At 75.5% G+C, this 13,125-nt stretch carries 14 protein-coding genes and 2 pseudogenes; 7 read left to right on the forward strand and 9 right to left on the reverse strand.

What is annotated here, in order from left to right:
* Window positions 1-94 precede the first annotated feature (94 nt).
* A pseudogene (locus tag ACX9I7_RS29625) lies at window positions 95-607 on the reverse strand (phosphatase PAP2 family protein); the annotation flags it as partial.
* Window positions 608-796: 189 nt separating this feature from the next.
* On the opposite strand from ACX9I7_RS29625, the gene ACX9I7_RS29630 reads away from it, so the two are divergent.
* Together ACX9I7_RS29630 and ACX9I7_RS29635 are read left to right on the forward strand one after the other, a co-directional pair.
* Complete coding sequence (locus ACX9I7_RS29630; protein WP_387569701.1) at window positions 797-979, forward strand: CsbD family protein; 183 nt, start codon at window positions 797-799, stop codon at window positions 977-979.
* Between the two features lie 42 nt (window positions 980-1,021).
* Window positions 1,022-1,930 (forward strand): hypothetical protein, encoded by a 909-nt coding sequence (locus ACX9I7_RS29635; RefSeq protein WP_459389062.1) that lies wholly within the window; start codon window positions 1,022-1,024, stop codon window positions 1,928-1,930.
* Window positions 1,931-1,968: 38 nt separating this feature from the next.
* Here ACX9I7_RS29635 and ACX9I7_RS29640 read toward each other — a convergent pair whose 3' ends face one another.
* The gene (locus ACX9I7_RS29640; protein WP_459389063.1) at window positions 1,969-2,403 is read right to left on the reverse strand and encodes an SRPBCC family protein; all 435 of its coding nucleotides are present in this window, start codon (window positions 2,401-2,403) and stop codon (window positions 1,969-1,971) included.
* Window positions 2,404-2,457: 54 nt separating this feature from the next.
* A complete protein-coding gene (locus tag ACX9I7_RS29645; protein WP_126912710.1) occupies window positions 2,458-2,628 on the reverse strand; it encodes a hydrophobic protein in 171 nt (56 codons plus the stop codon).
* 116 nt (window positions 2,629-2,744) lie between these two features.
* Here ACX9I7_RS29645 and ACX9I7_RS29650 point away from each other — a divergent pair, with 116 nt between their 5' ends.
* On the forward strand, window positions 2,745-3,398 hold the full coding sequence (locus tag ACX9I7_RS29650; protein WP_459389064.1) for a TetR/AcrR family transcriptional regulator: 654 nt from the start codon (window positions 2,745-2,747) through the stop codon (window positions 3,396-3,398).
* Window positions 3,395-4,828 (forward strand): MFS transporter, encoded by a 1,434-nt coding sequence (locus tag ACX9I7_RS29655; RefSeq protein WP_459389065.1) that lies wholly within the window; start codon window positions 3,395-3,397, stop codon window positions 4,826-4,828. The genes ACX9I7_RS29650 and ACX9I7_RS29655 overlap by 4 nt, the downstream gene beginning before the upstream one ends.
* A gap of 75 nt (window positions 4,829-4,903) precedes the next feature.
* Here the strand turns inward: ACX9I7_RS29655 and ACX9I7_RS29660 are convergent, their stop codons facing one another.
* Window positions 4,904-5,479, reverse strand: coding sequence for a TetR/AcrR family transcriptional regulator C-terminal domain-containing protein (locus ACX9I7_RS29660; protein WP_459389066.1), 576 nt, complete (start codon window positions 5,477-5,479; stop codon window positions 4,904-4,906).
* An 85-nt stretch (window positions 5,480-5,564) separates the two neighbouring features.
* Here ACX9I7_RS29660 and ACX9I7_RS29665 point away from each other — a divergent pair, with 85 nt between their 5' ends.
* A complete protein-coding gene (locus ACX9I7_RS29665) occupies window positions 5,565-6,713 on the forward strand; it encodes an FAD-dependent oxidoreductase (protein WP_459389067.1) in 1,149 nt (382 codons plus the stop codon).
* Between the two features lie 69 nt (window positions 6,714-6,782).
* Window positions 6,783-7,439, forward strand: a pseudogene (locus ACX9I7_RS29670) (phosphatase PAP2 family protein); the annotation flags it as partial.
* Window positions 7,440-7,493: 54 nt separating this feature from the next.
* On the opposite strand, the gene ACX9I7_RS29675 reads toward ACX9I7_RS29670, so the two are convergent.
* The 5 genes from ACX9I7_RS29675 to ACX9I7_RS29695 form a co-directional block, all read right to left on the reverse strand.
* A complete protein-coding gene (locus ACX9I7_RS29675) occupies window positions 7,494-8,183 on the reverse strand; it encodes a response regulator (protein WP_459389068.1) in 690 nt (229 codons plus the stop codon).
* A gap of 7 nt (window positions 8,184-8,190) precedes the next feature.
* Complete coding sequence (locus tag ACX9I7_RS29680; protein WP_459389069.1) at window positions 8,191-9,636, reverse strand: sensor histidine kinase; 1,446 nt, start codon at window positions 9,634-9,636, stop codon at window positions 8,191-8,193.
* A 228-nt stretch (window positions 9,637-9,864) separates the two neighbouring features.
* A complete protein-coding gene (locus ACX9I7_RS29685; RefSeq protein ID WP_387569718.1) occupies window positions 9,865-10,677 on the reverse strand; it encodes an ATP nucleotide 3'-pyrophosphokinase in 813 nt (270 codons plus the stop codon).
* Window positions 10,678-10,835: 158 nt separating this feature from the next.
* Window positions 10,836-11,636 carry a maleylpyruvate isomerase family mycothiol-dependent enzyme gene (locus ACX9I7_RS29690; RefSeq protein WP_459389070.1) on the reverse strand — a complete coding sequence of 267 codons (801 nt, stop codon included), beginning with the start codon at window positions 11,634-11,636 and terminating at the stop codon, window positions 10,836-10,838.
* Between the two features lie 170 nt (window positions 11,637-11,806).
* Window positions 11,807-12,103 carry a hypothetical protein gene (locus ACX9I7_RS29695; protein WP_387569724.1) on the reverse strand — a complete coding sequence of 99 codons (297 nt, stop codon included), beginning with the start codon at window positions 12,101-12,103 and terminating at the stop codon, window positions 11,807-11,809.
* A gap of 282 nt (window positions 12,104-12,385) precedes the next feature.
* On the opposite strand from ACX9I7_RS29695, the gene ACX9I7_RS29700 reads away from it, so the two are divergent.
* Window positions 12,386-13,123, forward strand: coding sequence for a pentapeptide repeat-containing protein (locus tag ACX9I7_RS29700; RefSeq protein ID WP_459389071.1), 738 nt, complete (start codon window positions 12,386-12,388; stop codon window positions 13,121-13,123).
* Window positions 13,124-13,125: the final 2 nt, after the last annotated feature.

The following is a 13,125-nucleotide window of genomic DNA, read 5'->3' on the forward strand; positions in this document are numbered from 1 at the left end:
ACCGCCGGGATTTCCCGTGGCGACGTGGAAAAGAATACCAAGGTTTCGGGGTGCCTTTTCACACCCCGTTCGCCTCGTCGTCCCTGCTCAGGGCGCCGCGCACCGCGAGGGCGGCGCCCGCGCCGAGGAGGGCGCCGGCCAGGACGTCGCCGGGGTAGTGCACCCCCGTGTAGACGCGGGAGAAGCACACCGACCAGGCGAGCGGTGCCAGGGCCAGGCCCCAGGCGGGGTTCTCCAGGCCGACGCCCGTGGTGAAGGCGACGGCCGAGGCGGCGTGCCCCGAGGGGAAGGAGGTGGTGAACGGCTGCCGGGGCAGCCGGCGGACCAGGGGTACCGCGTCCAGCACCGGCCGGCCGCGCCGTACCGTCCGCTTGCCGAGGGTGTTCACCGTCGCCGAGGCGACCGCCAGCGAGGCCACGCCCCGCAGCGCGGCGCGCCGGGCGGGCCGGCCGCCCAGCAGCGCCGCGCCGGCGGCCACGCCGAGCCACAGCACCCCGTGGTCGGCGCCGCGCGACAGCCGCGGCAGCACCCGGTCGCCCGCCGGCCAGTGATGGGTCGCGACCCGTTGGAACAGGGCCCGGTCCCATGCGCTCACCGTCTTCCGCATGCCTGGCGGGTACCCGTTCCGGCGGTGCGCACGCCGCCGGGTCCGGGGAGGGGCCGGTTCAGCCGTATGCCGTACGGGGCATGCGCCCGCGCCGCCGCCCCCCGACACTCGTGGACGGAGGGGACGAGCGCACCACGACGACCGCACCACCACGACCGCAGCATCTCGCTTGTGAAAGGCGGACTCCGGATGAGCGCCAAGGACAGGGTCAAGGCGAAGGCCGAGCAGACGAAGGGCCTGATCAAGGAGACCGCCGGCCGGATGACCGGCGACCGGCGCATGGAGGCCCAGGGGCGCTACGAGCGGGCCAAGGGCGACCTCCGCGACGTCATGGAGAAGACGCGGCAGACCTTGAGGAAGAAGCACAAGTAGCCGCCGCCCGTTCGCCCGCGCGGCGTTCCGCACGCGACGGCCATGGACGTCGACAGCGTCGCCGACGAGCTCTTCCTGCTGCGGCCGGAGGAGTTCACCGCCGCCCGTGACCGGCTCGCCGCGCGGGCCGTCCGCGACGGCGACCGGCGGCTGGCCCACCGTCTGAAGGCCCTGCGCCGCCCCACCCTGGCGGCCTGGGTGTGCAACCTCCTCGTACGGAAACGGCCGGACGAGGCCCACGCGCTCGTCCGCCTCGGCGAGGGGCTGCGCGAGGCCCACCGGGCGCTGGACGGCGGGCAGCTGCGGGAGCTCGGGCGTCGGCAGCGCGTCCTGGTCGCCTCCCTGTCGCGGGAGGCCCGCCTGCTGGCGGAGGAGGCCGGGCATCCGGTCGGTGACGCCGTGGCGCGTGAGGTCGAGGAGACCCTGTACGCCGTCCTCGCGGACGCCGGGGCGGCGGAGGAGTGGGCCACGGGCCGGTTGTCCCGGCCGCCGGCCGGGGTGCCCGGCTTTCCCGGGCTGCTCCCCGGCCCGGCGGACCGGCTGGCGGCCCCGCCGGCGCCGGCCGCGCCCGGCCGGGAGACCGGGGCCGGGGAGGGGACCGAGGTCACCGACCTGGCCGAGGCGCGTGAGCGGCGCCGGCGGGAGCGGCGGCGCGAGGAGCTCGACCGCGCCCGGCGCCGGGCCGAGCGGGCGGCCGCCGACGTCCGCTCCTGCGAGGCGGAACTGGCCCGCGTCCGGGAGGCGGCCGACCGGGCGGAGCGTGACGAGCGCACGGCCGGGCAGCACCTCGCGGAGCTGACCGCCGAACTGGACGCCGCCAGGGCCCGGCGGAGCTCCGCCGAGGAGACGGTGGGGGAGGTCCGTGACCGTCTCCACGAGGCGGAACGCGCCTGGCAGGCGGCCCGGGAGGCGGCGGAGGCGGCGGATGCCGAGGTCGATCGCTTGCGCTGACCCCGGCGCGGGCACGCGTCACCCCTCCGTCAGCCGCGTCACCCCTCCATCAGCCGCCGGACCACCCGGCCGAAGACCCAGTGGCCGCACAGGGCCGTCACCGAGTCGAACGCCGCCGGCAGTCCCGCGATGTGCAGGACCTCGCGCCAGACGATCCAGGAGCCGGACCCGGACGGGCCCACCTCCAGCTCGGCCCAGCCGGTGATGAGGGAGCCGCGTTTCTCCAGCCGGCAGTGGCCCGGGCGGCCCCCGGCCGGCGGATGCCAGCGGACGACCTCCATGACGTCCTCGAACGCCGCCCGCCCCACCCCGGTCCGGGCCGTGAACCGCGTCCCCACACCCGTCGGCGGCGGCGTCGTCACCACGACGCGCGTGAACGGGACGTGCGCCCCGTGCCGCTCCCAGTCCGTGAGCCGCAGCCACGCCTCGTCGACCGGCAGCCGGGAGCGCCGGCTGATCAGAATGGATCTCACCCCTGAAGGTATGTCACATCCTGGCGGCCCATGCGGGGAACGGCTCGGGGTCGCTCACCACCGGTACCACCGCCCCCGTGTGCCACCGGGCCCGGTGGACCTCATCACGAAGCCCAGCAGCCAGATCACCAGTACGGCCACGGCGATCCACCACAGCACCTTGATGGCGAACCCCGCTCCGAAGAGGAGCAGGGCGAGGAGCAGGACGAGAAGGATCGGAACCATCAGTCGTTTACCTCCTGCCGTTCGCCTGCCCAGCCGCACTCGGTTCATGTCCCATCGGGCGAGGCACGCGCCGCAGCGCGTAGACAGTGTCTACGCCCCGATGATAGACAGTGCGCATGTCACAGGAACCCGATACCTCCTCCCTCCGGGAACGGCTGATCGACGCCGGAGTGGAGCTCGTGCTGAGCGAGGGCACCGCCGCGCTGGGCCTGCGGGAGATCGCCCGTCGCGCCGGTGTGTCGCACGGGGCCCCGCGCCGGTACTTCCCGACGCACCACTCCCTCCTCTCCGCGATCGCCCGCCGCGGCTTCGCTGACCTCGGTGCCCGCGTCGCCGCCATCACAGAAGAGACCGCGACGCCGCGCGCCCGGCTGGACGCCCTGGCCCGGACGTACGTCGGATACGCGCTGGAGCGCCGCGGCATGTTCGAGCTGATGTTCCGCCACGACCTGCTGGACAGCGAGAAGCACGAGCCGAACGAGGCCGGGTCCCGGCTCCGGGAGTCGACGCTCCCCCTGTTCGGCCTCCTCACCGGGCTCGTCGCTCACTGCCGCGCACGCGCGGACGGAGACGACCGCCCGGACGTCGCGGCCGCCGCCCTCTGGGCCAACCTCCACGGCATCGCCCAGCTCTGGACCTCGGAGAGCCTGCCCCTCGCCCTCGGCACCCCCGCCGGCGAACGCGCCGGAGCCGGCCGCCTCCTCCCCGCCCCGCTCGACGCGCTCGTCACCGCCGCCCTGGACGCCCACCTCGGTCCGGTGAACCCGTGACGGAGACCGCGCGCGCCCGCCTCGTCCTCCTCGTCAGCGTGGCCGGCGCGATGATCGTCGCGCTGGACGGCACGGTGCTGAGCGTGGCGCAGCCCAGCCTGCAACGGGACTTCGGCGCGGGCGTCGCCCAGGTCCAGTGGACGAGCACGAGCTATCTGCTGGCCGTCGCCGCGCTCCTCGTCGTCGCCGGACGCCTCGGCGACCGGTACGGGCACCCGCTGATGCTCCGCCTCGGACTGATCGGCTTCGCGGCCGCCTCGGCGGGCATCGCGCTCGCGCCCGGCATCGGCTGGGTGATCGGACTGCGCGCCGCCCAGGGCGTGTTCGGGGCGCTCCTCCAGCCCGCGACCCTCGCCCTGTTGAGGTCGGCGTACCCGGAGGAACGGCTCGCCCGCGCCGTCGCCCTCCGCGCGAGCGCGATCGGGGTGGCGGCCGCGGCCGGACCCGTGCTCGGGGGCGCCCTCGTCGGCCCGCTGGGCTGGCGCGCGGTGTTCGTCATCAACGTGCCGGTCGCCCTCGCGAGCGCCGCGGTCACCCTCGCCGTCCGCGCCCCCGCGCCGCCCCGCGACGGCTCCCAGCGGCTCGACCTCCCCGGCGCCGCCCTCCTCACGACGGCGCTCGCGGCCCTGGTCCACACCCTCGTCGGCGTACCGGAACACGGCTGGACGGCCCCGCCCACGCTCCTCGGCCTCGTGGCCGTCGCGGCACTCGCGACGGCGTTCGCCGCGCACGAACGCCGCACGCCACAGCCGATCGTGCCGCGCGCCGTGGCCCGGTCCGTGCCGGTGACGGCGTCGATGACGCTCCTGCTGCTCACCACGGCAGGCATGTTCGGGGCGCTGTTCGTGACGACGTTCTTCCTGCAGAACGTCCTCGGGTACGGCCCGCTCGACTGCGGCCTGCGCGTGCTGCCGCTGACCGTGCTGATGGTCCTCGGCGCGCCCGTCGCGGCCGCCGCCCTGCGCCGCCACGGCCCACGCCGCATGGCGACCGCCGGGTCGCTCCTCGTCGTCCTCGGCGTCGCCGGGCTCTCCCGGCTCGACGCGGACAGCCCGTGGACGGTCGCCGGTGCCGCCTTCGCGGTGCTCGGCGCGGGGTTCGCCACCGTGATGGTCACCGCCACCGGGACGGTCGTCGGCGACGCCCCGCCCGGGTACGCCGGGGTCGTCGGCGGTCTCAAGCAGACCGCGATGAACGTCGGTCCGGCGTTCGGCATCGCCGTCGCCGCGGGCATGATGCTCACCGGACCGCAGGCCGGCGGGGGCGCGGCCCCCAGGATGGGCCCGGCCCTCCTGGTCCTGGCCGGGGTCACCGCCCTCGGCCTGCTCCCGGCGGCCCTCCTCCCGCGCGCCGGCGGGAAGCCCGGGAAGACGGTTCCCGCGCGGGGAACGCCCGTTGAGAAGGCTGGTCGTGAGGAGGCCGCCCGTTGAGGAGGATGGCCGTTGAGGGGGAGGGCCGCCCCGTCGCGCGGGCACATCACGGGCTGAGCCGAACGGCCCCCGGGCTCAGCCCTCGACCAGCGGGCGCAGCCCGGCGATCACCACGGAGACGCCGAAGCCGAAGAGCCGCTCGCGCTCGGCCGTGCTCTGTCGCCGCAGCCCACGGGCCTGCTCCTCGACGGTGAACCCGTTGACGTAGCTGGTCAGGACGTCGGCGGCGGAGGCGGCGGCCTCGGCGTCCAGCCCCGCCCCCCGGAGCACGCCGACGAGCCGCTCGAAGAAGGCGCGCGCCATGGGGCCAGGCGCGCTCATGCAGGCGATGACCCGCGCCCCGTCGGTACGCGCGAGCATGGCGTCGCGGTGCGCCCGGGCGATCGCGGCCAGCCGCTCCGCCCAGTCCCCCTCGGGCAGCGGTGCGGCCGCCGCGTCGGCGGCGATGTGTTCGGCCATCGCGTCCAGCAGCGCCTGCTTGCTGGGGTAGTGCCAGTAGAGGGCGCCGACCCGCACGCCCAGCGCGGCCGCCAGTTTGCGGGTGGAGAACTCGTCCAGCCCCACCTCGTCGAGCTGCTCCAGCGCGGCCTTCAGCACGACTGACCTGTCCAGCGGCATCGCGAACCTCCCATTGTTCCTTCGCCGTCCCATGATGCCCGCTGTTCCTTGCGGAATTGAACACCGACCAAGTAGCTTGAGCGGTGTTCAATTGAGCAGTGCTCAATAAGGGGGAGACATGCGTGTCATCGTGATCGGCGCGGGGCTGGGAGGGCTGTGTCTGGCGCAGGGGCTCCGGCGCGCCGGCGTCGACGTGACGGTCCACGAGAAGGACCCGGGCGTCACAGCTCGTTTCCAGGGCTTCCGGATCGGCCTCGCCGAACAAGGGCGCGCCGCGCTGCGCGGCTGCCTGCCCGAAGACCTCTATTCCCTGGTCGAGGCCACCCTGGGCGACATGACGGGCCCCGCCCGCGCCGTCGACCCGCGGCTGCGCCCGCTCCACGAGCAACCGACGGAGGGGGCCACCGCCGCCGACCGGCACGTCCTGCGCCACATCCTGCTCGCGGGGCTCGACGACGCCCTGTGCTTCGGCCAGGAGCTGACGGGCTATCACGTGCGGTCCGACGGCCGGGTGGAGGCCCGCTTCGCGGACGGGTCCACCACCACGGCCGATCTGCTGGTCGGCGCCGACGGCGTCAACTCCGCCGTAAGGGCCCGGCTGGCGCCGGCCGTCCGCCCCCACGACACCGGCGTCCGGTTCGTCATCGGCCGTACGCCGCTCACCGACCGCTTCGCCGGTCTGGTCCCCGGCTTCGGCACCCGGGTCGTCGACCGGGACGTGAGCATGCTGCTCGGCCTGATGCGCTTCCGCCGGCCGCCGCGGGAGGCGGCGGCCGAGCTGACGCCCGGGCTCTCGCTGCCCGGCACCGCCGACTACCTCCGCTGGGCCATGCTGCTGCCGCCCGGCCAGGCGCCCGAACCCGGCCGCGACGGGGCGCAGCGGACCGTACTGGCCCGGACCGAGGGCTGGCACCCCGAGGTGCGGGCCGTCGTGGAGGCCGCCGACCCCGACAACAGCACCCTGCTCTCCATCCGGGTGGTGCGGCCGGGACAGAGGTGGCCCCTGGGACCCGTGACCCTGCTCGGGGACGCCATCCACGCCACGTCCCCCAGCGGCGGCAACGGCGCCAACACGGCACTGCGCGACGCCGACCTGCTGCGGAGCCTGCTCGTCGACGCCCACGCGGGCCGCCGCACCCTGCCCGACGCCGTCGACGCGTACGAGCACCGGATGCTCCGTTACGGCGCCGAGGCGGTGGAGCACAGCCTGACCGCCCTGGGCCCCTTCCTCGCTGTACCCGCCCCTCTGGCGCCTTCGCAACCCTGACGATCGTCAGGGGTCGGCGATGCCGTTCGGCAGGGGTGGCGCCGGTTGCGGGTCCGTAGGTTCGGGCTCATGGAACAGCGTGACAGGAAACGAACGTCAACGAGCACCGGCCGGCCCGGGTGGCGGCCGGCGGCCGCCGTGGGGGTCGCGGTCGCGGCCGCCGGGCTGCTGTGGTGGCTGACGCCCGGCGGGACGCCCGGGCCGGGCGGGGCCGTCGAGGTCACCGGCGGGGCCTCCGTCTCCGTGTACCGGTCGCTCGCCGGGGCGGCGGCGGACGCGCCGGGGTGGGTGGGGACGTCGCTCGGCCTGGCCACCGAGGGGACGCTGGTGGTGCTCGGGCTGCTGCTCGTGTGGACCGGCCTGCGCGGGCTGCGCCGCGGGGACGCGCGGACGGTCGCCGCGGTGGTGCTGGCCGGTGTCGCCACCGTCGTGGCGTACGGGATCAGCGAGGTCCTGAAGACGACGGTGGACGAGGAGCGGCCCTGCCGGGCGCTGAGCGGTGTCACGGCCGTCGATCCGTGTCCCGGGGTGGGGGACTGGTCCTTCCCCAGCAACCACTCGACCCTCGCCGTCGCGATCGCCGTCGGCGTGGCCCTGGCACGGCCGCGGCTCGCCGTCGTGACCCTGCCGCTGGGCGCGGCGGGCGCGCTGCTGCGGGTCGCCGTGGGCGTCCACTACCCGCACGACGTGCTGGCAGGCTCCGTGCTCGGCGCGGCGGCCGCGGTCGTGCTGTCCCTCGCGCTGTCGCAGGTCACGGTCGAGCCGGTGGCCCGGCTGATGTCACGGTTCGGAGCGGACCGGGGCGGCCGGGGGCGTCACACCCGCTTCGTGGGCCATGACGGCGGCCGCGGCACGGTTGTCGACGCCCAGCCGGGCCAGTATGGAGCTGACGTGCGCTTTGACGGTGCCTTCCACCACGTGCAGCCGCCGCGCGATCTGCCCGTTGGACAGCCCGGCGGCCACATGGGCCAGCACGTCCCGCTCGCGGGCGGTGAGGGCCGCGACCCGTTCCCGGGCGGCGGCGCGCCGGCCGGCGGCGGACCCGGCGCCGGTGGCGGCGAGATGGGCCACCACCCGGGCGGCGACCTTCGGTGACAGGTACGCGGCGCCGCCGGCCACCGCGCGGACGCCCGCGACGAGCTCCTCGGGCGCGCCCGACTTGACGAGGAATCCGGCGGCGCCGCCCGCGAGCGCCTGGAGGATGTAGTCGTCCTCGCCGAATGTCGTGAGCATCACGACGCCGGTGTCGGGCGCGGCGACCCGGAGCGACGCCAGCGCCTCGATGCCGCCCACGCGCGGCATGCGGACGTCGAGGACGGCCACGTCGGGCCGGTGCCGGCGGACCAGCTCCACCGCCTCGGCGCCGTCGCCCGCCTCCGCGACGACCGTCAGCTCCGGGTCGGTGGCCAGCACCGCCCGGACGCCCGCGCGGACCATCGGCTCGTCGTCGGCGATCAGGACCCGGATCACCGCCCGCTCACCCGCCGAAGACGGTACGGCCGATCAGCCGGCCGCCCTGGAAGCAGAGCTGGTACGCGTCCCCGGAACTCGAGACGAACCGGGCGGCCGTCACCGCGTAGTACTCGCACTCGATCCCCGGCCCCTTCGGTTCGTACGCCCGTGGCCGGTACGGCAACTGACGGTCGGGCAGCACGCGCGCCACCTCCGCGCGATTCTGCCCGACGCGCAACGCGGCGTAGTCGCCGGGGTCGAGGACGGTGTGGGACAGCGTCAGCGAGCCCCACGCCGTCAGGGCGCCCGTGAGCACCGCCGTGGCCAGCAGCGGCACCGCGACCGCGGCGGCCAGGGCCCGGCCGGCCCGCCGCCGGGCCCGCCGGTGCTCCGGCGGCAGCGCGCCGGCCTGTGCGGAAGGCGGGGAGGACACGGGCCGGGCGGCCGCGGACGGGGTGCGCGGCAGCCGGGCCGTCACCGCGAAACCGCCCCCGCGCGGACCGCAGTCGAACGAGCCGCCCGCCAGCCGCACCCGCTCGTCCAGGCCGATCAGCCCCAGCCCGCCGCCGGGCAGGGGCGGGGCCCCGGGCGCGGGCGGGGCGGTGTTCTCCACCGAGACCACGACCTCCGCGGCCGTCCGCGAGAGCCGCACGGTGACCGCCGCGCCCGGGGCGTGCTTGGCGACGTTCGTCAGCGCCTCCTGGACGACCCGGTGCGCGGCCCGCTCCACGGCGGGCGGCATCGCGTACTCCTCGCCCTCGACACGCAGCACGGCCGGCAGCCCCGAGGCCGCCGCGTCCTCCACCAGCCGCGCGACGGCGAAGTCCGCCGGCTCCGTGGGCGCGCCGTCCGCGTCCTCGCGGAGGATGCCGATCACCTGCCCCAGCCGTTCGACCGCGCCCGCCGCCCGGGCCCGGACGTCCTCGGCCGCCGCCCGGTGCGCCTCCGCCAGGCCCGGGGCGAGCTTGAGCGCCCCCGCCGACAGCGCGACCAGGCTCAGGTCGTGCCCGAGGGCGTCGTGCATGTCCTGGGCGATGCGCGCCCGTTCGCGCAGCCGCGCCTGCTCCGCCACCAGCCGCTGCTCGCGCTCGAGCCGCGCGGCGCGGTCCCAGCCCAGCCGGGTCAGCTCCTGGTACTGCCGCCACACCCGGCCCGCGAACCACGGCAGCAGCGCGGCCCCGACCACCACGACCACGAACCGGCTGCCGAGCACCAGCAGCCCCGGCACGGCCACCACGGCGATCGACGCCGCCGTCACCAGCACGGTCAGCGCCACCACCAACGGCCGGGTCCGCCCCGACAGACGCCCGGCCAGGAACGCGGCGGCCATGGCAGGCAAGGCCCACCACAGGCTCGTCGTCCCCAGCCCGGCCGCCGCCACGGCGACCGGCGCCAGCACGGCCCCCGGGTCCCGGCGGGGCCCCGGCGTGCGGGGAGCCGTCATCGCTTCGGTCGTTCTCGTTCCGTCCACCCGACCACGGTAGGCGGGTAGCGGAAATGATCTTCCACGGGTCAGGGTGCCGCCATGACCGACACTCGACTCATCCACATGGCGAGGTGGCCGGCGAGGGCGACCCCGCCGCCCGGGTACGGCAGGTCTTCGAGAACCTGCGGCGCTGCCCGCCGGCACGGCCGTGCAGGTGGCCGCGCTGTTCCGGCCCGAGCTGCCGCTGGAGGTGGAGGCGTTCGCCCTCCTGCGTCAGACGGCGGAGTGAACGGGGTGAGCGGGGTGGGCCGGCTGGCGGCGTGACGCGGGGGCCTTCAGCTCCGGTGCCCCGGCGGGCACGGGCACGGCGGCGAAGATCGCGTCCTGCTGCTCCTGGAGCTCCTTCTTGCGCTCGGGCGTGGTCGTGGGCAGCCGCTGCTCCTCGTAGAGCTTGTGGGTCTCCTCCTGCGCCCGCTTGCTCGCCGGGGTGTGGAACTGCACCTCGAAGACGTGCCCCGAACGCGGCTCCTTCCACGCGGAATTGACGCCCTTGTAACCCTTCGGACGGTTCCAGGTGTTGGACCACTTGACGTTGTCGTCGCCCCAGCCCGCCAGGACCGACGAGGCGAGGGCGACGCCCGACGTGTACCGGCCGTCGGGCCACTGCAGGGTGTAGCGGACGGAGTCGCTGATGCCCGCCAGCGCCTGGTCCACGGAACGGCCGGGGGTCTCCTTCAGGGCGGTGGCGACCTTGCGCTTGAGCGAGTCGGCGGACTTCAGCCGGTGGTCGAAGCCGATCACCTGGGCGTGGCTGATCACGGCCGCCGCCCGGACCTGGGGGCTGATGTTCCGCTCCGCGCGGCGGGCGCGGAGAAGGAAGGTGTCGACCTTCTTGTTGTCGGCGGCGTTGAGCTCCAGCCCGTCGCCGTGCCACCCGCCGTCGCCGGGGTCGCCCTTGAAGGCATTGGCGGCCTTGACGGCCACGCCGGCCGGCGCCGCCGAGGCCATGTGGAGGGGGACGAGGCTGAGCGCCGTGGCCAGCGCGGCGGAGGAGACGGCCCGGACGGCGGTGCGGTGGAGGGTCATGGAGGCGTCGGATCCCTTTCGTGGTGTGTGAGCGTGACGGTGTGGCACGCAGACACAACCGCAGGACGCGCCCACCGGTGACACCGGCTCCCCGCGTGTCCCGCCTTTCGGCGTGATCCGATCGCTTCCGTGGCGGGATTCCTACGTCGGCGGCACGCTCACTCGTGGAGCCAGAAGCCGGTCCGCTCCCGCCACAGCTCCAGCAGCGCCGCGTCCCCACTGACCTCCGGGCCACCGCCCACCGTGGGGCGGCCGTAGAGGAACAGCAGGAGGTCGGCCGGCGGGGCGCTCGCGACGACGGCGGCCTCCTCGCGGCCACGGCTGCAGACGGGGACGTCGCCGGTGAGGTCGACCCGCCAGCACGCCCCCGCCCCGGGCGCGCCGCCCGTCGCGCGGAAGGAGAGCGTACGGCCGGGGCCCAGCAGGGCGGGCACCCCGGGACCCGGGGCGAACGCCTCCGGTACCGAGCCGAAGGACATCCACTCGTCGAGCCCGTCGACGGCGACGTCATGGTCGACGGTGAACTCCCCACCGGCTGCCAGCGTCGCGTCCGCCCGGTGGACGACCGTCTCGTGCGTCATCCTGCGGGCCCAGAACGCCGGGGAGGTCTCCCCGGGCACCGGGGTCCACACCACCGCCCCCGGCCCGGCGTCCCGCAGCGCGGCCACCAGCAGCTCCGCGCCCTCGGCCAGCCACGGGCCGACCACGGCCACGTCCTCGTCGGCGTACCCGGCGACGTCGTCGAGCCGCGTGTGGGAGACGGCCTCCGGCGATCGCGTCCGCACGATCGTCTCCGCCCAGCGGTGCGCCCAGCCCAGGTGGCGCAGCAACTGCCCGAGGTTCCAGCCGGGGCAGGACGGCACGGGGACGCGGAGGTCCGCGCCTTTGACATGCGACCGCAACAGGTCGGTCTGCGTGAGGATTTCGGCGCGGAGGCGGTCGAAGCTCAGCGGTGTCATGACGCCACGGTACGACCCGTGGTCGTAGGGCCTCCGCCGTACGGCGGAGGGACACCCGCCCCCGGAGGGATGTTCCGGGGCGTGGGGGACGGCAGGGTGGAGGTCGACGCCGGGGCGGCCCGCGCCGCATCGCAGGGGAGTGCGGCGCGGGCCCGCCGGTGGTGGTCCGGTCAGCGGAGGACGACGTTGTAGGCGGGGGTGACGTCGGGATGCAGATCGGCGTACCCCAGCTCGGCCAGGATGGGGCCGAGGTGCTTGGCGAAGGCCTCCAGCGCCTCGGAGGACTCCCAGACGTCGACGACCCGCCAGCCGCCGTCCACCGGACCCGCGATGTGCGCGAGGAGGCCGGGCACGGGCAGGTCGGCCGGCGAGGTGAAGCCGCGGCCGTTGGTGATCCGGGTGATGCAGTCGTCGTAGAGCTTCTGACCCGCGGTGCCCTCGACCTGGAATGTGACGACGATGGCCATGGTGGCGTGCTCCTGTCCCTGAGCTCCGTATGTTCCTGAGATCTGTCCGTGGCTGAGATCCGTGTGCGGCACGGGCCGTCGGACCGCACGGACCCACGATCGCCCGGGACGGCCCCCGGGACACCCGCGTGGGTGACGGCTCGTCGGAGCGTCGGGAGCTGACCCGGCCGGACCGGGCGCGGGCGGCGGTGCGGTGTGCTCAAGTCCCGTGGCCCGGGCGGCACCGAGGGACGCGATGGGCGGCCGGCGGAACCCCTCTCGCCGGTTGCCTATGCTGGCGGCATGAACGCCGCTCCCCGTACCCCGCAGGACGCCCTCGACGCGCTGGCCGCGCAGGACGAGCCCACCGGCCTCGACCTCGCCGGCCTGGACCTGCGCGTGGCCCTCGCCCGGCGCACGGCTCCCATCGTGCTGCGCCGCTGCGACCTCAGCGGGGCCGATCTGCGCGGCGCCGATCTCGACGAGGCCGTGTTCGACGACTGCGTCGCCGTCGGGGCCCGTCTCACGGAGGCGGTGCTGACGCGGGCCCGTTTCGAGGGCGGCTCCTTCGCCTCGGCGGACTTCGAGGACGCCGACCTCGGCGACGCCGTCTTCGAGCGGACCGACCTCGCCAACTCCTGCTTCACCCGGGCCCTGCTGGACGACGCCGCGTTCACGGGCTGCCGGATGACCGGCGCGGACCTGTCCGCGCTGCGCGGCCTGGCCGTCACCCTGACCCTGCGGAACTGCGCGATGCAGCTCGTCGACCTGCGCGACACGGCCGTGCGCGGCATCCACCTCACCGGCTGCGACCTGACCGAGGCACACCTTCACCGCACCGATCTGCGGGACGCGGTCTTCGAGGACTGCCGGCTGCGCGGGGCCGATCTGAGGGACGCCCGGCTGGACGGCGCCGATCTGCGCGGCGCCGACCTCGGCGAGATCGGCGAGACCGTGGTGTCCCGGCTGCGCGGCACGGTGATCTCACCGGAGCAGGCCGCCGCCGTGTGCGCCGCGCTCGGTCTGCGGGTGGTCGGCTGAGT

It is taken from the genome of Streptomyces sp. L500, from assembly GCF_054551825.1.

Bases quoted from the DNA above. Each gene is read 5' to 3' on its own strand.
- ACX9I7_RS29630 (WP_387569701.1), top strand. From the start codon at position 797: ATGAGCGCCAAGGACAGGGTCAAGGCGAAGGCCGAGCAGACGAAGGGC.
- ACX9I7_RS29635 (WP_459389062.1), top strand. From the start codon at position 1,022: ATGGACGTCGACAGCGTCGCCGACGAGCTCTTCCTGCTGCGGCCGGAG.
- ACX9I7_RS29645 (WP_126912710.1), bottom strand. From the start codon at position 2,628: ATGGTTCCGATCCTTCTCGTCCTGCTCCTCGCCCTGCTCCTCTTCGGA.
- ACX9I7_RS29650 (WP_459389064.1), top strand. From the start codon at position 2,745: ATGTCACAGGAACCCGATACCTCCTCCCTCCGGGAACGGCTGATCGAC.
- ACX9I7_RS29660 (WP_459389066.1), bottom strand. From the start codon at position 5,479: ATGGGACGGCGAAGGAACAATGGGAGGTTCGCGATGCCGCTGGACAGG.
- ACX9I7_RS29665 (WP_459389067.1), top strand. From the start codon at position 5,565: ATGCGTGTCATCGTGATCGGCGCGGGGCTGGGAGGGCTGTGTCTGGCG.
- ACX9I7_RS29685 (WP_387569718.1), bottom strand. From the start codon at position 10,677: ATGACCCTCCACCGCACCGCCGTCCGGGCCGTCTCCTCCGCCGCGCTG.
- ACX9I7_RS29690 (WP_459389070.1), bottom strand. From the start codon at position 11,636: ATGACACCGCTGAGCTTCGACCGCCTCCGCGCCGAAATCCTCACGCAG.
- ACX9I7_RS29695 (WP_387569724.1), bottom strand. From the start codon at position 12,103: ATGGCCATCGTCGTCACATTCCAGGTCGAGGGCACCGCGGGTCAGAAG.
- ACX9I7_RS29700 (WP_459389071.1), top strand. From the start codon at position 12,386: ATGAACGCCGCTCCCCGTACCCCGCAGGACGCCCTCGACGCGCTGGCC.